Genomic DNA, 17,767 nt, shown 5'->3' with positions numbered 1-17,767 from the left:
TAATCATTTTGCATTAGCACCTTCTTTGTATTGGATCTTATGAAACATACCATTGAGGCGAGCTCTGATGCTCGCCGGACTCAGTATTTTCAAGTATTCTTGATGGGCGTCAGTGCCTTTATTATGAATACCACCGAATTCGTCCCTGTCGCCTTGCTGAGCGATATTGCCCAAGACTTCTCTATCACTACAGCAGAGACTGGCTGGATGCTGACACTTTATGCTTGGATTGTCGCGGCCATGTCATTGCCACTGATGCTGCTCACCAGTCGTTTTGAGCGTAAACGTTTGCTCTTGGGACTTTTTGCGGTATTCATTGTCAGTCATGTGCTTTCCGTATTTGCGTGGAGTTTCGATGTTCTTCTCATTAGCCGAGTCGGCATTGCGCTATCGCATGCGATATTTTGGTCCATCACAGCGGCAATCGCTATACGTGTGGCACCTGAAGGCAAAAAGGCCCTGGCGCTTAGCGTGCTTGCGACTGGTACTTCATTGGCGATGGTATTAGGGGTGCCTTTAGGGCGCTTGGTCGGTCAATGGTTTGGCTGGCGAGCGACATTTGGCGGTATTGGCGTGATTGGTTTTATCGTATTTGTACTACAAGCGAGACTCTTACCGACGCTGCCTAGCATGTTTGAAGGGTCTTTTAGAAAGATTCCAGAGCTGCTCAAAAACCCATTGTTGGTCTGCTTATACTTGCTCATATTGCTTGTTTTCACCGCGCACTATACGGCTTATTCGTATATCGAACCCTTCATGCGCCACGTTGGCTCAATCAGTGAAAACTCCGCAACGCTTGTATTACTGCTATTCGGTATCGCAGGGATTATCGGCAGCGTGATATTTAGTCGCTGGGGCGATAGGTTCAATACCAGATTGATGCTGATATCGACGATACTGATGCTCGTGTCTATGCTCACACTATTGCTAGCAGTAACATCCGTATGGGCGCTCAGCTTTATTGCCTTACTTTGGGGCGCGGCGCTCATGCTGCTTATTATTTCGATGCAAGCCAAAGTCATTATGGTCGATGTCAATGCGCAAGACATGCTGATGTCGATGTTTTCCGGCATTATCAATTTGGGTATTGGTACTGGTGCGCTATTCGGTGGTTATGCTGTGACTCATATTTCACTATCAAGCGTTGGATATGTCGGTGCAGCTATCGCTGTTGTAGCGCTGCTACTGATGCTATTTATGATTAAGCGCTTTCCTGAGCTGAGTAAAAGACTCGGCTAGCTAAGCAGACGATGTCAAAAAATAGCAGTCAAAATGCCAGCCACATAAGTGAGCTGGCATTTTCTTTAATGTTGCCTACAAAATCATTTTAGCTATTTGCTTAAACACCCATTGAACGAACGTTCAGGTAAGGCTATACTGATTTTTATTGGACATAAGTATGCTTAGACTATCAATATGGTTAGGCCATAAACATAGTCGATGAAATACTGACAGGGATTAAGCACAAAAGGATGCGTGTGAAATGGATAATATTCAAAACAAGGAAGTCGTCTTCGGTCTAAATACAGCTACGATGGCTATCAAGAATTTTAGACTTGTTGGAGGTTCATGATGGCTGATGAAATGATTCAACAAGACAATGAAGATCGAGAAAATCAGGATAGCACCGCACCTCTCAAGCTAGGCAAGTTACATTATGCTTGGATAGTCGCTGCGACAGGTTCTGTGGCAATGTTCTGTGGACTTGGGTTGGGAAGATTCGCATTTGGTATGCTACTGCCGTCTATGTCATCTTCTTTGGGATTAAATTACACTCAAAGTGGCATATTGGGATTCACTAACCTAATAGGCTATCTCGTTGCGGTGCTTTTAAGTCCATTCATTCTACCTAGGTTTGGTACTCGAGCTACGGCGACAGGCAGTCTTCTCTTGATCGCTGTCTCGATGCTCGGTATGGCTTTTACCACCAGTTTTCCCATACTCTGCACACTCTATGTGCTAACGGGTATCGGTAGCGGTGGCGTGGTCTTACCGATGATGAGCGTCATGTCGCACTGGTTTTTCCCTTCGCATCGTGGACTTGCTTTAGGACTGGTCATGGCGGGGCCTGGGTTTGGCATTATTCTATCGGGCTTTGTCGTACCCAAACTTTTACCCATGTCCACTCTACTGTCTTGGCAAACAGGTTGGTTAATTTTTGCTGTGATTAACATCGTGGTGGCTTGTCTTACTTTTACGTTGATTCGAAATCATCCAGACGATGTCAGTCAAAACCCTTTTGGGCGCGCACCTACTCTGCCTGTCAAAAACAAGAAAAAGCTAGAACGCAGCAACATTAAATTACTCGTGCATTTAGGTATCATATTCGCCATTTATGGTGCTACTTACATGGTTTACGTCACCTTTATTGTCACCAGCATGGTTGGCTCATATCAATTGAGTGAAGCGACTGCGGGTGGTATTTGGGCATGGATTGGACTGCTTAGCGTCTTCTCAGGCATGTTGTTTGGCTGGATTTCTGATCACATTGGCAGACGTCTTGGTCTTGCTTTGGCCTTTGTTTTCCTTGCTATTGCTTATCTCTTAGTCGGATTGACTGATTGGCATTCAGGACTGTATTTGTCCATTATCTTGTTTGGCTTAGTGGTCTGGAGTGTGCCTGTCATTATGGCTGCCTCAGCGGGCGATTATTTCGGGCCTGCAGCAGCAGCAAGTGCACTCGCGGCGCTGACTTTTGCCTTTTCAGGTGGACAGGCTCTCGGGCCAGTGGCAGCAGGCTATCTCGCAGAAATAACTGGAGACTTTAGCATCAGTTATATGGTATCTGGCATCGCCGCTTTTGTCGCGCTTGGACTTTCCTTATTATTACGTCCACAAAAATCAGCTTAATGAAGACCCTTTTGCTCTTACTCTAAGCCGTGAGATAACGAACGACTACAAATAAACTTGAACGGTCGTTCATTTTTGTTTATAGTGGCTCTAACAAAACGATATTTATATAATCTAAACCCGTTCAGATCTACGACCCATACTTCAATATCATAAGGATAAGATAATGCTTAAGTTCTATTTTCACCAGACCCCCAACCCTCTGAAAGTCGCTCTATATCTTATGGAGACAGGCTTACCATACGAGTTAGTACCAGTAGATACGCTAAAAGGTGAACAGCATACGCCTGAATACCGCGCTATCAATCCTAATGGTAAAGCCCCTGCTCTCGAAGATGATGGCAAACGTGTCTTTGATTCAACGGCTATATTGATGTACTTGGCCGAAAAAACAGGTCAGCTAGCAGGCGCGCCAGAAGATCGCGGTGAGATGTTGTCATGGCTCATGTTTGTAGCGACAGGTTTAGGTCCTTTCTCTGGTCAATCAGTACACTTTAGTCATAAAGCGCCAGAAAAAATTCCTTATGCCATCAATCGCTATCTTCGCGAAGCAGAGCGTCATTACGAAGTGCTAGATAAACACATGGAAGGTCGTGAGTATTTGGTTGGTGACGACTACTCTATCGCTGATATTTCAGCATGGGGCTGGGTTGATAAGGCCGCGTTTATATTAGGCGAACCAGGTTTAGATAACTATCCTAACCTGAAGCGTTGGTTTGCTAGCATCAACGCTCGCCCTGCCGTAGAAAAAGCACGAAATATTGCTAATGGCGTTGAGTTCAAGTCTGACTTTGATGAAGTCGCTGCACGTGCACTATATCCACAAAACTTCGCAAAAGACGCATAATTGCGCTAGGAGTTATAAAAATGACAGACCAATACGTACCACCAAAAGTTTGGACACATGACGCAGAAAGTGGCGGCAAATGGGCCAGTGTCAATCGTCCCGTTTCAGGCGCTACTCATGAGCAAGCGCTACCAGTAGGCGAGCATGAGCTACAACTGTATTCTATCGCCACCCCTAATGGTCAGAAAGTAACGATTATGTTAGAAGAGTTACTGGCACTGGGCAAAGCGGCAGAGTATGATGCCCATATGATTCAGATTGGTGAAGGCGACCAGTTCGGATCGGGGTTTGTAGACGTAAACCCTAACTCGAAAATTCCAGCCCTAGTTGATCAAAGTGGTGAAGATTCTGAAGCTGTATTTGAATCTGCGTCTATTTTAGTATATCTTGCTGAAAAATTTGGTGTACTACTGCCTGAGAAAGGTAGCGATCGTACCAAAGTTTTTAACTGGTTATTTTGGTTACATGGTTCTGCACCATATTTGGGTGGTGGTTTCGGTCACTTTTATGCTTATGCACCTGAAAAATTCGAATATGCGATCAATCGCTTTACGATGGAAACCAAGCGCCAATTGGATGTACTAGATAAGCAATTGGCAAAAAATGAGTTTATCGCTGGTGATGAATACAGCATTGCTGATATTGCCACTTGGCCTTGGTATGGCAATCTAGTCGTGGGTACTCAGTACGATGCGCAAGAATTTTTGCAGGTTGATGACTATCCTCATGTTCAGCGCTGGGCAAATGCGATATTAGCGAGACCAGCCGTACAACGTGGCCGTATCGTCAACCGCACTTGGGGCGAAGCATGGGAACAACTAGAGAATCGTCACAGCGCCCAAGATATTGATGATGTATTAGCATTAAAACCAGAGTAGATTTTCTTACTAAATCTATTCTAACCATAGTCAATTCACTCCAAAATAGTAAATTGACTATAAATATTTGTTTTGACAACCATCTGTTCTGACTGACAAATCCGTTTGAATACAGATAACACATAAAAACCAAGTGACATCATTATCAATGCAAACGATAATAGTGTTACTTGGTTTTCTGATTAATAAAGCTATAGTTCTAAGACAACCGCTTTTAAGGTGAAAATTATGAGTGCACATGCGAAGTTTAATCGTGATGACGTAATCGAAAAAGCCAAAGACCTCTATTGGGAAAAAGGCTATCACGCTACGTCGATGAGAAATCTACAAGATGTGGTTGATATGCGTCCTGGCAGTATTTATGCTGCTTTTGGTAATAAAGACAGCCTGTTTAAAGAGGCGTTAAATCGCTATGCTGAACAAGGTGCGACAAACCTTGCCAACAGTATTGCCCAAGAAAAAACCAAGCTTGATGGCCTGAAACGCTTCATTCATAGCGTGACTGTTTGCAATAAAAGCACTACCCCGAGTGGCATGTGTATGATTGTCAAAACCATCAGTGAGCTGACGCAGAATGACAGTCCAGATTTGCTGACTCATGCGACCAATATTCTAGAAAATGTCGAAGCGTCTTTTGTTAAAGTTTTTCAGCAAGCCATTGATGATGGTGAGATCAACACAGATGAAAGTGCGGCTGAACTCGCCCGCTATTTTCAAATTCAAATGATCGGCTTGAGAACGTATTCGCAAGTAACGAATGATACGGATGCAGTAGAAAAGTATATTGATAATATATTCGCAAGGTTTTTGTAGCGTTACTTTGAGATATTAGGATTCAGCTCTATTAACATTTAGCAAATCGCTTTCGATAAGACCGTCTACCAGATTGATAGTCCGATCACAGGATGCGGATAAACGTGGATCATGGGTAACCAATAACACACCGCAATCACGCTCACGGTTGACTTTTCGAAACAGCTCGAACACTTCGGCAGCCGTTACCGTATCTAGATTACCTGTGGGTTCATCAGCTAATAATAATGCAGGCTCTGTGATGAGCGCACGTGCGATAGCTACTCGTTGCTGTTGACCACCTGAAAGCTCATTCGGCTTGGTATTCGCGAACTTCTCCAGACCCACCGAAGCCAGTAGCTCACGCGCTTTTTGTATGGCAGATTGATTCGGGCGACCCTTAGTCAGCATCAATGGCATTAACACGTTATCTAACGCAGTAAATGCCTGAATAAGGTGATGAAACTGAAAGACAAAGCCAATACTGCCACCTCGCAGTGCCGTGCGACCAGCATCATCCATATTACTCGTCGCCTGCCCGAGCAGATACAACTCACCACTAGTGGGTTTGTCTAGCAGACCAAGCACATTCAACAAGGTGCTCTTACCAGAGCCCGAAGGCCCGATGAGCGCAGCAAAATCATTATTATCGATGCGTAAATCGATACCATGCAGCACCTCAATCTCATTGGGCTGGCCAATATTATAAGATTTTTTTAGTGCCTCTAAACGCAGCACTTCATGAGAGTTATTATTAGACATAACGAATAGCCACCACGGGATCCAATGCGGCAGCTCGGCGCGCTGGTATAGCAGCAGCCAATACACCGGTTAGCGTCGCTAGCAACATCGCTAGTAAGATAAGCTCTATAGACACTGGAATATAAAATAAACTTGGGCCAAAAGTGTTAAATGCCCACACTAGCATATAACTCACCGCACTACCCAAAACAGAACCTAGCAAGCCAAACACAGCGCCCTGAATCAGAAATATCCATAAGATCTGCTGACGAGTCGCACCAGTGGCACGTAAAATTCCAATTTCTCGAGTACGCTGTACAACACTGACCGATAGTACGCTCGCAATACCAAAGGCGACTGAGATACCCACAAACACAATAATCATATTAGTAGACAAGCTCTGCGCTGATAGTCCACTCATTAACTGTGCATTGGTCTCGATCCAACTCTCTGCCTGCAAAGAGGTCAGACGTCCTACTTGCTCAGCAATATTGTCCGCCTCAAAGATATCGGCAACCGTGAGGTCAATCACGGTGACGCCTCCTGGCAAACTGAGCAATGACTGTGCTTGCTTTAAGTCTAGATAGACGTAACGTGCATCCAGCTCACGGACACCCAACTCAAATATCCCAGCGACATTTACCACGGTATTGTCCTGCTCACCAGTGTCTAATCGCAGCTTGCTACCCACTTGAACACCGAGATTGTTGGCAAGCTCACTACCGATGAGTACATTATCAGCACCGACTCGCAGATCGCCACTAACTAGATACTCATCAAGCGGTATGATTTTCTGGTATCGTTCGAGTTCTGTTCCGACTAATACGACCGACTCTAAAGCTTCTCCGCGCCGAACAAACGCAGGTCCTGATACCACAGGTGATACTGCTGTCAGTAATGGTAGTTTATCTAAGGTAGCGGTAATCTGTTGCCAGTTATTGATAGATCGTAGCCGTTGAGGACGCTTGTCTTCTTGTATCAGCTGTGCGGTTCCTGCTGCTACTGGTGCCACTAGATTAACTTCATCTGGTGATACCAATTGAATATGAGATTGGCTACCAAGCGTTTTATCAATTAAATTGGTTTGTAAACCTTGAATCAAGGCCGTGATAAATACGATAACAGCCACACCAATAGCCACACCTAATGTAATCATCAGCGACTGTACCCGTCCCTCGCGTAAAAAACTGATCGCAATGACTGCATCGATCCATAAGCGCCCGAACAAATTTTTCACTTGGATGTTACCGCTGGTTCATTACGGGTTGTTGACTCATCAGTACGCACTCGCTCACCATCGACCAATGGCGAAGTCGCATCAACCAGCACTTGATCTCCGTTATCCAGCCCTGCAATGACTTCCGACATCGCCAGACCACGAAGCCCTAGCATTATTTTTTGACGCTGTACTTTACCATCACGTAGCAACCATACTTGAGCCGTATCCTTTTGGATATTAGCTAAAGCATCATTGGGAAGCACTAAAGCCTGCTCACGGCGACCTGTTTCGATATTTACTGAAACAGTCATGTCTTGTCGTAGAAACTCAGGTACTGGATCAACCGATAGCCGAACCTCCACAGTACCTCGCTGCGAATCGATACTCGGTGCTATGAAGTCAATACGAGTAGGAAAAGGCTGATCTGGATACGCATCAGCGATAGCAAGTGCTTCTTGTTGCAAGGCCAATCGTGATAAATTGCGCTCATCAAGCGGTACATGTACCTCTGTATTACCAGCAAGTGCAATGGTAAATAAAGTTTTACCTGGCTGTACCAGATCGCCCGGCTCCACGTCACGAGTCAGTACCGTGCCGGCAACCTTGCTGCGTACTTCTGTCTTGGCCAATTGAGCCTGCAATGCCGCAATGCGCTCACGTAGTAGGGCCTCTTCAACACCACCAGACGCCAATGCCTTTGCTCTTAAACGCTCAGCTTCCAAATCATTGCGCGCTTGGCTCTGGGACTGCTCCGCTTGCTCCATCTCTTCATTGGATATCGCTGAAATTGCTGCCAATTCACGTCGACGTGCTACATTACGAGTCGCCTGTGCAAGCTGCACTTCAGCTTTTGATAGGTCAACCTTTGCTTGTGGGCGTCTGCTGGTCACAAGCTCAGCTAACTCGGCCTCTGCTTGACGTACTTGTGCAGCCACATCGTCCGAGCTGAGTACCAATAATAAATCACCTTTTGCCACTTGGTCGCCTTCTTGTACCAAGCGCTCAAGCACGACCCCCGTCACCTCACTACCAATTTGAGTACGTGATGTCGTCACGACACGTCCGGTCGCCACCACCGTTTGTACTAATGGCATAGATGACACTGTATAGCTAGGCAACAGCGGTCCTCGCCACCAACGAAAGATAGCAAAGCCCACTGCAAGCCCTAGCAGAACAATCACAATCAAATACTTATAGTTGACAGCTCGCAATGAGTTTCTCCGATTTTGAGTAAGAGCGTCTGATACTGACGGGCAATATGGTCTATGTATAGTCAATCCTCTATAAATTGGTACGGTGTCAGGCTTGCTTAGTCTACGAGTTGTAGTACTTTCACTCGCCTTCCTTGTATCCAAATTATATTGAACCGACTATAGAAATATTTTATGCACAATAATATCGAGTGAGAGAATCATTATATCAATAATAATAGTGTTGATTTAACAAACTTTACCTACTTATCTAACAGTTGACGACTGCGCTCAATCACTGGTGCATCGACCATCTCGCCATCTATCTTGAATACTGCCTGTCCACTGCGCTCATACTCCTCGACCACACGCTGAGCAAATGACAATGCTTCGTCTGTTGGTTGTAATGCTTGCTGGACGACAGCCACTTGCTTAGGATGAATACAAAGCATTCCAGACATACCCATCTGTGACCATAAATTTACTCGCGTGCTTAATCCTATCTCATCATTGAAGTCAGGATAGACCGTATCAATCGGTGGCGATAACTGGTGCACTTTTGACGTCAGGATTAATTGGTAGCGGATTTGGTTGGCGATGATATCGGCGGCAAGTGTGCCTACTTGTACTCGCAAATCATTGCACAAATCCAAAAATCCATAACTAAACGCGGCCAACCCGACTGCTTTTGCCATACTGTCGATTTGATACAATCCAATGGCACTCTCAATCAATGCAATCACAGGTAAGTTGGTGAGCTGATATACGCTCTCTATATCAGCGACTTGCTCGGCTTTGGCCAGTAACACGCCGGCTAAATTTGGCATTTTCTGACAGAGCACTATGTCTTTGAAAAATTCTTCGCTGCCTGCTTTATTAATACGTAGCCAAATCGGCTGATAGTCTGCACTATCATGATATTGTTGTAATGCTTTTCGGGCATCTGCTTTATCCTCTGGTGCCACAGCATCTTCTAAATCGACAATAACCGCATCTGCACCACTAGCAAAAGCTTTCGCTACTCTGTCGATGCGAGTCGCTGGCACGAATAGCCATGTTGTATTTTGAGAAATCGTTTTTATTTTATGATTGGTCACTGAATTCATGCTTAATTCCTATATTATTCAAGTAGCGGTTAGCAGCTTTATTATGCCACTATACAGATGGTGCTCATTTAAAATTAGCAATTTATTCGATAGCGCAAAACCAAAATTACTTAGACATTCCATTAAAAAACCAAATCAAAAAAAACCGCATGAAAATTAATCTCATGCGGTTCTTAAGTAACTTTTCTTAAATTTGTATTCTAAGTTTTCTGATCGGCTAATTAAGCCAGCATACCACCATCAACAACGATCGTTGCGCCTGTGGTATAACTTGAGGCATCAGACACCAGATACAACACGGTGCCAGCCATTTCATCAGGATTCGCAACACGTCCTAGTGGAATAGCATGTAGTGCCATTTTTAAGACTTTATCATTGGTCGTCAGGGCAGAGGCAAACTTGGTATCGGTTAAACCTGGTAATAGCGCATTGACACGGATATTTAATGGGCCACATTCTTTAGCAAACGCTTTGGTCATGCTAATGACTGCCGCTTTGGTGATTGAGTAGATACCTTGTTTGTCTCCCGCTACTAAACCGTTGACCGATGCAGTATTCAAGATGACACCACCGCCCTGCTCTTTCATCATTTTGCCAGCAGCTGTCGACATAAAGAAGTAACCACGGATATTAACTTCAACGGTCTTATCAAAAGCTGCTAAATCTGTATCTAAGATATGGCCATAGTAAGGATTAGCTGCTGCGTTATTGACTAAGATATCGATTTGGCCAAATTCACTTTTGATATGCTCAAAAATTGCGTCAATCTGCGCCATCTCACCCACGTGACAAGCAAAAGCACTGGCTTTGTGACCATCAGCGACGATGCTATCAGCGACTGCTTGGCAGGCATCAATCTTACGGCTAGAGACGATCACATGCGCACCTCTTGATGCCAATAAACGAGCAATAGATTCGCCAATACCGCGGCTAGCGCCAGTGACCAAAGCAACTTTACCGGTTAAATCAAATAAGTCTTTCATCATTATTCCTTATATTTTTATAAACTGTCTATTCTCAAACAATCATTCTTTAACACTGAATTCATGTATCTAAAATTGGATAACTAAACGCAGATAATCGCTGTCATACCTAACAGCGATTATCGAGCACTAATAAATTGAATAATGAGCGCTCAATTACCACAGTTACGCTAGCATACCACCATCGAGTGTAAAGGCATGACCATTCATAAAGGTACTCTCATCACTAGCTAGCCATGCAATCGCACTAGAGATTTCATTCACATCTCCTAGACGGCGCAGTGGACTGGCCTTAATCGTTGCTTGCTGCGTACGCTCATCCATCGTTGCCATCGTATTGCGTACCATAGGCGTATCAATGAAGCTTGGGCATACCGCGTTAAAACGAATATTGGCGCGGGCATATTCATGGGCAGCAGACTTGGTCAGACCCATAACGCCATGTTTAGCAGCGCTATAAGCTGATATCATTGGCGCTGAACGCAGACCAGCAATAGACGCCACGTTAATCACATGACCACCGCCATTAGGGATCATACAATTGACAGCGGCACGCATACAGTGCCAAACACCTTTTAAATTCACTGCGATATTACGATCAAAATCATCGTCGCTTAGCTCATGCATTGGTGAAGGCTTGTGGTCGATACCAGCATTGTTTACCACCACATCTAAGCCGCCAAGCGTTTCTACTGCAAAGTCGAACAACGCACGCACTTCATCACCGCTAGTCACGTCTACTTTTTTGAAGACGATACTGTTACCAGCATCTTGACCTTGCTTGGCAACCGCAGCACCCATCTCTTCTGCCATATCACCAATCACAACTTTTGCGCCACGACTGGCTAGCAATAACGCACTTGCTGCTCCGATGCCTGACGCACCGCCCGTGATCAAAATTCGTTTACCCGTTACATCTGATGCAATTCCGTTTGTATTCAGTGTCATGATCTATCCCTCTACCTTAAGTACTAGTTTGCCGAAGTTTTCACCGTTAAAGAGCATCATCAAGGTATCTGGGAACGTCTCGATACCTTCAACGACATGGTCTTTCACTTTCATATCACCTGACTGAATCCAGCCAGCGATATCTTTCATAGCGACTGGATATTCTTTGAGATTATCGAATACCACGATACCTTCCATGCGGGCACGATTGACCAACAATGATAAATAGTTCGATGGGCCTTTGACTTCTGTGGTGTTGTTATACTGACTGATAGCCCCGCAAATGACGATACGCGCATGCAGGTTTATTTGTGTGAGCACATCATTTAAAATATCACCGCCTACGTTGTCAAAGTACACGTCGACGCCGTCTGGGCAGGTTTTCTTCAGTGCTTTTTTCACATCTTCATTTTTGTAATCAATCGTCGCATCGAACCCAAGCTCATCAACTAAGAACTTGCATTTCTCAGCGCCGCCCGCGATACCGACAACGCGGCAGCCTTTGATTTTGGCAATTTGACCAACTAAGCTACCAACAGCACCGGCAGCACCAGAGACGACAACGGTCTCACCAGCTTTTGGCTGACCTGTTTTTAGCAACCCAAAATATCCTGTCATACCTGGCATACCGAGCACGCCCAAGTAATAAGACAATGGTGCCAATTTTGGATCAACCTTGTACAGATTAGCACCATCACTAACGGCATAAGACTGCACGCCATCGTGACCTGCGACATAGTCACCAACGGCAAATTTCTCATGCTTACTTTCAATCACTTCGCCTACCGTACCAGCGCGCATGACTTCACCAATCTGTACCGGTGCAATATAAGATTTGGCATCGTTCAGCCAACCACGCATTGCCGGATCGATAGAGATGTATTCAACCTTAATCAGTAGCTGACCATCGGTGATAGTTGGTATTTCTGTCTCGGTATAATCCCAAGTCTCGGCACTAGGCTCGCCTACCGGTCTTGCTTTTAGTCGCCACTGTTTATTAATTTTTGTCATGTCTCTTTCCTTAGAGTTGTCCTTAGAACCATTCTGTTTGCATATCAGTGCAAACCGAGTTGGTGTTGGTTAATAATTCGATGTCGCGTTTAACTAATGGTAATTCCCAATCGATGAAGTATTTTGCTGCTTGTATCTTGCCTTTGTAAAAGTTCTGCTGCTCAGCATCTTGCGTCGTGCTTAATAGCTGCTCAGCTTTACTGGCTTGACGAATCCAAACCCAGCTCAGCACAATTGAGGCAAAGATATTCATCAGTGCTTGCGCGTTGCCCGTCAATGTCACGGCTTCTTCGGTTTGTAAAACTTTGCTGAGATGCACCAATACTTCATGCAAGTGACCCATGTAAGGCATCAGCTTACCTGCAAGTTGCGCGCTCTCAGGTGTAGTGATGCTTTCCAAATCTTTTGTTATTTCACGTTTTAGGATTTGAATGCCCAGACCACCTTTTTGCCACAACTTACGAAATGACAAATCCAATGCCTGCACACCATTTGTGCCTTCATGGATAGGGTTAAGACGATTGTCACGCCAAAACTGCTCAGCCTGATACTCACGCGTATAGCCTGCACCGCCCAATACTTGAATACCCAAATCATTGGCTTTTGGCCCATATTCAGATGGCCATGCTTTTAATACTGGGGTGAGAAGATCTAACAGTTCTGTTAGCTCATTTTTTAGCGTTTCGTCTTCACAGGTATTGATACGGTCAATCAGATTTGAGCCATATAGACATAAGGAGATACCGCCTTCAGAGTAGGCTTTTTGCGCGAGTAACATACGCTTTACGTCACCATGATTGATGATGGCAGTTGCCGCATCTTCAGGTTTGTTGTTCGGTGCGATTCTGCCTTGCGTTCTGTCTTTGGCATAATCAAGTGAATACTGATATCCGCGATAACCCACCATTGACGCGCCAAAACCGACAGCGATGCGTGCTTCATTCATCATTTTGAACATATAGCGCAGGCCGAAATGCTCTTCACCGATGAGATAACCATAACATTCACCTTCGTCACCAAAGCTCAGTGCCGTCGACGTCGTGCCTCTATAACCTAGCTTATGAATGAGTCCTGTTAGATGTACATCGTTGCGCTCGCCGACCGATGCATCCTCGTTTAAGCGATACTTGGGCACGGCAAATAAAGAGATGCCTTTCACACCACCTGGACCACCTGGCACTTTGGCCAATACGAGATGTACGATATTGTCAGACAGTTCGTGATCACCGCCCGAGATATAAATCTTGCTGCCTTTGACGCGGTATGAGCCATCGTCTTGTTTTACCGCAGTGGTTTTGATATCAGCAAGTGACGAACCTGCATGCGGCTCGGTTAATGCCATGGTTCCAGTAAACTCACCTGTCAGCATACGCGGCATAAAGGCGGCTTTAATCTCATCACTGGCAAAATGCGAGATGACGTTGATTGCAGCAGTGGTCAAAAATGGATAGGCAGTCGTTGATGGATTGGCAGCCATAAAATAACCTGCCACGGCTGTCATCACTGTTTCAGGTAACTGCATACCGCCGTCTTCAAAACTATAACGGCCTGCGATAAACCCTGACTCACGAAATGCATCAAAAGCGACTTTTACATCACTTATCATGCTGACCTTTTTGCCATCAAACTGTGGCTCATTCTTGTCCGCTACATGGTTATGCGGCAAAAACAATTGGGTCGCAATTTTATTGGCCGTGTCCAATACGGCATCAAATGTTTCGCGGCTATGCTCTGCAAACTTAGCATGCTCGGTTAAATTTTCAGTGCCCAATACATCATATAATTGGAACGGTAATTCAAAGTCATTGATAAGCGTATCTGCTGCCATAGTATTCTCGTTAACTGATTAAATTTGGTTATCAATCGATATTAATCTAATTTAACGCCTTACCGTATTGTCATTTATGACATAATTATGGTCAAATAAGACATAAATAGTACTTATAATTAGAAAATTCAGATAGAAAATTGATATTTTTAGTCAATGAAGTAAAAGGAGAATAGATACCCATGCCCTATTTCAAACCATTTAAAGTCATTATTATTGGATTCGATGGTGTGCTCGGCAGTGCATTGACAGGTGCATTAGATTTATTCTCATTCACTGGTGTCAGTTGGCAACGATTTTTAGATGAGCCAGTAGAGCCACGATTTAATGTGCAGATAGCAAGCGTTGGTGGCGTGGATATTAGATGTAGCAACCGCTTAATCATGCAAGCGCATTGCGATATTCAGGAAGTGGCAGAATGCGACTTGCTATTAATTCCGACTATTGGTGATTCAATCGATAAAGTACTGAGCCGAAATGCAGAATTAATACCACATTTAAAACGGTTGGCAGATACTAAGTCAGATATAGCCAGTAACTGTAGCGGCGCTTTTTTTCTGGCAAAAGCAGGACTGTTAGATCATAAGATAGCCACCACACACTGGGGCTATGCCAATAAGTTTAAGGCAGACTTTCCACTCGTTGACTTACAAGAAAACCAGTTTGTTACTCATTCAAAGAGTAAATCAGACAGTCAGTCAGGTAATATATTTTGTGCAGCTGGCGGCAGTGCCTTTTATGATTTGGGGCTATTATTGATTGAGCGGTACTGCGGACGTGAGATTTCTACGCAAGTGGCAAAAACCCAAATCATCGATAGCAAAAGAGGCAGTCAGAATAGCTATACCAACGTGACCTTGCACAAGCCGCATTCTGATCATTTGATTAAACAGGTCCAAGAATATATCGAAGAAAACTTTCAGCATTCTTTGCAGGTCAGTAGTTTAGCCGCTATGGTAAATATCACCCCGCGCACTTTAAACAGGCGCTTCCAGTCTGCTGTTGCTATGCGTCCGATTGAGTATATTCAAGCCGTCAGAATTGAGCAGGCAAAGCGCCTGCTTGAATTGGGAGATGTAACGATTAAATCGCTTGCCGAGCAAGTCGGCTATGATGATATCTCTTCGTTCACGCGCTTATTTAAACGTGCGACCGAGCTAACACCGAAAGAATATCAGGATAAATTTTCACGGTTAGCGATTTAGCACGGTTCTTTAATGGCTATTTTTTATAAGGTTTTACGAATGGCTAAACCGCTTGCCACAATCCTTCAGCATGGATGGTTTCAGACTTGATGGTTGGATAATTGGCAAATGCCAACTGATAACCACCAACGGTATCGGCGCTAATTTGACAGGTCGCCCCCAATGGAAAGCTGTATTTTTGTCCGATATGACCAAAACGCATGCCACTATAAATGGGTAATCCAGTCAATTCGTGCAGCTGACGAATGACTGTGGCAACATCATAACGCTTGTCATAGCTGTCCTCACCTGCACCAGATAATGCACCAAACACAATTGCTTGTTGATTCTTAAACACACCTGCGAGATACAAATCATATAACATGCGCTCAATACGATACGCCTGCTCGCCTACATCTTCTAAAAACACAATACCGCCATTAATACGCGGTAAATACTCACTGCCTGCCAGCGACGATACGACACTTAAGTTGCCACCCCAAATCGTACCAATTATAGTTTTTGGCTCAGCACTGGTCAAAATACTGGGTAAGCTAGAACTAGTTAAAGAAGCGTCTGATATATCAATAGTTAGATTGGGATTGGTGAGCGCTTCAACAAACTGTCGACAGCTGACCTCATCAGGTTTAGTCTTGCCAAATTCACTATGGAGCATCGGTGCGGCAAGCGAACTCATATCACCCTTTGCCAGCAATGCGCACTGAATAGCGGTCACATCGCTAAAACCTGCGAGTATCGTGCCGCGCTCCTTCATAATACGTCCCAGCGTCGACCAGTCAACCATCGGTAACAAACGCATGGCACCGTAACCACCGCGCACACCCAGCAGTAACTTGGGCGCTGCGATAGCACCTGTAGCAATATTTTGCAGGTCACTCGCTCGCTGCGAGTCTGTACCAGCAAAGCGTAAATACTGCCGGTTGGTAATCGCAGGATTGTTTACTTTAAAACCTGCACACGCCACACGATCTAATGCCAATTGGGTGCGGTCGTCACTACCTCCAACGTTGGAGCTGGCAAAAAGTCGTGTTTCAATCGTGGGCGTGATACAAGTGGTCTGCGTTAATGACGCCTGTGACGTTTGTGGTAATGAGCCTTCATCCATCAGCGCAGACGGCAGATCATCTTTAGTCAGTTGCCTGCTACTTGAATACATAGCATTAGAGGCCAGTGCTTGAGTGATACTGTGAGTCGCTAGTGCCGCAGTGCCTGCACCAACACCTATTCGACATAGAAACTGGCGACGATTCAATCCAGATGTCGTTTCAATCGCTTTATGACCATTTTTATTTTTATCATCTGTTAAAGCCTGTATTTTGGCACTCATATCTCGCTGCTACCTTATCGTTTTTATTTTAATATACTTTTGCATCATTTTTATCTTTGCAGTCTACTTGCTCAAACCGCACAGCAGCATATTGTAGACGTTTTTTTGGCGATGATAGTTGCCCAACCCTTGCCCATATTTACTTTTTCGCTACCGTATTAGCTGAACATTTAACTCGCCACTACTACTCAATATTGGCACACACACCTTACTTTGTTATATAGTTAATCCTCTACAAAAGAGTGACAACGTTAACCTCGCTCGAAGTATCACAGTTACATCTTCACTTGGTTGACTCTCTTTTAAACTGAATCAACTACAGTATGAAAATACTGACTATGCTCAAATAAGGATAATAATGGCTAATAAAGCAACCAATAAACAGAAAAAAGAAGATATCTTAGATGCCGATCTTAAGTATCTCATCCATGAAGAAGACAAACTTCAAGAAAAGCTAAAAGACAGCAGTCACCTTGAGCGCTTTGCTAAAGACTTAATGCTATTCATGAGTCTGCTTAAAGACTACTACAAAGGCAACTATCGCAAGGTTCCGTACAAAACCATTTCAGCAGGCGTAGTCGGTCTACTTTACACTCTCAACCCCATTGATATCATTCCAGACTTCATACCTTTCATCGGTCATATCGATGATGCGTTAGTGCTGGGCTTTTGCTTAAAGCTGATCGAAAAAGACCTAAAAAAATATCAGGTTTGGAAAAACAGCCAGTCAGCCACTACTAAAAAAACGGATGTAAAGAAACAAGCTTAACGCCCTACATCAAACATCGTAAACAGTAAAAAGCCACGACTGACATATTGATTATCAGTCGTGGCTTTTTACT

At 44.4% G+C, this 17,767-nt stretch carries 16 protein-coding genes; 7 read left to right on the top strand and 9 right to left on the bottom strand.

The annotated features are described in order from the left end of the window. Positions 1–39: 39 nt before the first annotated feature. The 5 genes from AAEY75_RS09185 (at position 40) to AAEY75_RS09165 (ending at position 5,388) form a co-directional block, all read left to right on the top strand. On the top strand, positions 40–1,239 hold the full coding sequence (locus AAEY75_RS09185) for a sugar transporter (protein WP_352259416.1): 1,200 nt from the start codon (positions 40–42) through the stop codon (positions 1,237–1,239). A 330-nt stretch (positions 1,240–1,569) separates the two neighbouring features. After that, on the top strand, positions 1,570–2,850 hold the full coding sequence (locus AAEY75_RS09180; protein ID WP_201550702.1) for a YbfB/YjiJ family MFS transporter: 1,281 nt from the start codon (positions 1,570–1,572) through the stop codon (positions 2,848–2,850). 166 nt (positions 2,851–3,016) lie between these two features. Continuing rightward, positions 3,017–3,697, top strand: coding sequence for a glutathione S-transferase family protein (locus AAEY75_RS09175; protein ID WP_201550699.1), 681 nt, complete (start codon positions 3,017–3,019; stop codon positions 3,695–3,697). A 20-nt stretch (positions 3,698–3,717) separates the two neighbouring features. Next, complete coding sequence (yghU, locus tag AAEY75_RS09170; RefSeq protein ID WP_352259415.1) at positions 3,718–4,575, top strand: glutathione-dependent disulfide-bond oxidoreductase; 858 nt, start codon at positions 3,718–3,720, stop codon at positions 4,573–4,575. A gap of 228 nt (positions 4,576–4,803) precedes the next feature. Continuing rightward, positions 4,804–5,388, top strand: coding sequence for a TetR/AcrR family transcriptional regulator (locus AAEY75_RS09165; RefSeq protein ID WP_352259414.1), 585 nt, complete (start codon positions 4,804–4,806; stop codon positions 5,386–5,388). Between the two features lie 15 nt (positions 5,389–5,403). Here the strand turns inward: AAEY75_RS09165 and AAEY75_RS09160 are convergent, their stop codons facing one another. The 8 genes from AAEY75_RS09160 to AAEY75_RS09125 form a co-directional block, all read right to left on the bottom strand. Further along, on the bottom strand, positions 5,404–6,129 hold the full coding sequence (locus AAEY75_RS09160) for an ABC transporter ATP-binding protein (protein WP_352259413.1): 726 nt from the start codon (positions 6,127–6,129) through the stop codon (positions 5,404–5,406). Further along, positions 6,122–7,345, bottom strand: a complete 1,224-nt coding sequence (locus AAEY75_RS09155; protein WP_352259412.1) for an ABC transporter permease — start codon at positions 7,343–7,345, stop codon at positions 6,122–6,124. The genes AAEY75_RS09160 and AAEY75_RS09155 overlap by 8 nt, the downstream gene beginning before the upstream one ends. After that, positions 7,342–8,538, bottom strand: coding sequence for an efflux RND transporter periplasmic adaptor subunit (locus AAEY75_RS09150; protein WP_201550688.1), 1,197 nt, complete (start codon positions 8,536–8,538; stop codon positions 7,342–7,344). The genes AAEY75_RS09155 and AAEY75_RS09150 overlap by 4 nt, the downstream gene beginning before the upstream one ends. A gap of 242 nt (positions 8,539–8,780) precedes the next feature. After that, positions 8,781–9,623 carry an HpcH/HpaI aldolase/citrate lyase family protein gene (locus tag AAEY75_RS09145; protein WP_352259411.1) on the bottom strand — a complete coding sequence of 281 codons (843 nt, stop codon included), beginning with the start codon at positions 9,621–9,623 and terminating at the stop codon, positions 8,781–8,783. Positions 9,624–9,844: 221 nt separating this feature from the next. Next, positions 9,845–10,609: an SDR family oxidoreductase gene (locus AAEY75_RS09140; protein ID WP_265090116.1), complete on the bottom strand. Its 765-nt coding sequence runs from the start codon at positions 10,607–10,609 to the stop codon at positions 9,845–9,847. A gap of 162 nt (positions 10,610–10,771) precedes the next feature. Continuing rightward, positions 10,772–11,554, bottom strand: a complete 783-nt coding sequence (locus tag AAEY75_RS09135) for an SDR family NAD(P)-dependent oxidoreductase (RefSeq protein WP_197100110.1) — start codon at positions 11,552–11,554, stop codon at positions 10,772–10,774. Between the two features lie 3 nt (positions 11,555–11,557). Then, positions 11,558–12,565 carry an NADP-dependent oxidoreductase gene (locus tag AAEY75_RS09130; protein ID WP_197217730.1) on the bottom strand — a complete coding sequence of 336 codons (1,008 nt, stop codon included), beginning with the start codon at positions 12,563–12,565 and terminating at the stop codon, positions 11,558–11,560. A 22-nt stretch (positions 12,566–12,587) separates the two neighbouring features. Beyond that, the gene (locus AAEY75_RS09125) at positions 12,588–14,393 is read right to left on the bottom strand and encodes an acyl-CoA dehydrogenase family protein (protein ID WP_352259410.1); all 1,806 of its coding nucleotides are present in this window, start codon (positions 14,391–14,393) and stop codon (positions 12,588–12,590) included. Positions 14,394–14,575: 182 nt separating this feature from the next. On the opposite strand from AAEY75_RS09125, the gene AAEY75_RS09120 reads away from it, so the two are divergent. Beyond that, positions 14,576–15,598, top strand: a complete 1,023-nt coding sequence (locus AAEY75_RS09120) for a GlxA family transcriptional regulator (protein ID WP_197217728.1) — start codon at positions 14,576–14,578, stop codon at positions 15,596–15,598. Between the two features lie 43 nt (positions 15,599–15,641). On the opposite strand, the gene AAEY75_RS09115 is transcribed toward AAEY75_RS09120, so the two are convergent. Further along, positions 15,642–16,925 (bottom strand): LD-carboxypeptidase, encoded by a 1,284-nt coding sequence (locus tag AAEY75_RS09115; protein ID WP_352259409.1) that lies wholly within the window; start codon positions 16,923–16,925, stop codon positions 15,642–15,644. 358 nt (positions 16,926–17,283) lie between these two features. On the opposite strand from AAEY75_RS09115, the gene AAEY75_RS09110 reads away from it, so the two are divergent. Continuing rightward, entirely contained in the window at positions 17,284–17,694 is a 411-nt protein-coding gene (locus AAEY75_RS09110) for a YkvA family protein (RefSeq protein ID WP_197217725.1), read from the top strand. Positions 17,695–17,767 lie beyond the last annotated feature (73 nt).

This window comes from Psychrobacter sp. TB55-MNA-CIBAN-0194 (assembly GCF_040309505.1).
GTDB lineage: Bacteria > Pseudomonadota > Gammaproteobacteria > Pseudomonadales > Moraxellaceae > Psychrobacter > Psychrobacter fozii.
This window is presented reverse-complemented; position numbering and strand designations above follow the sequence as displayed.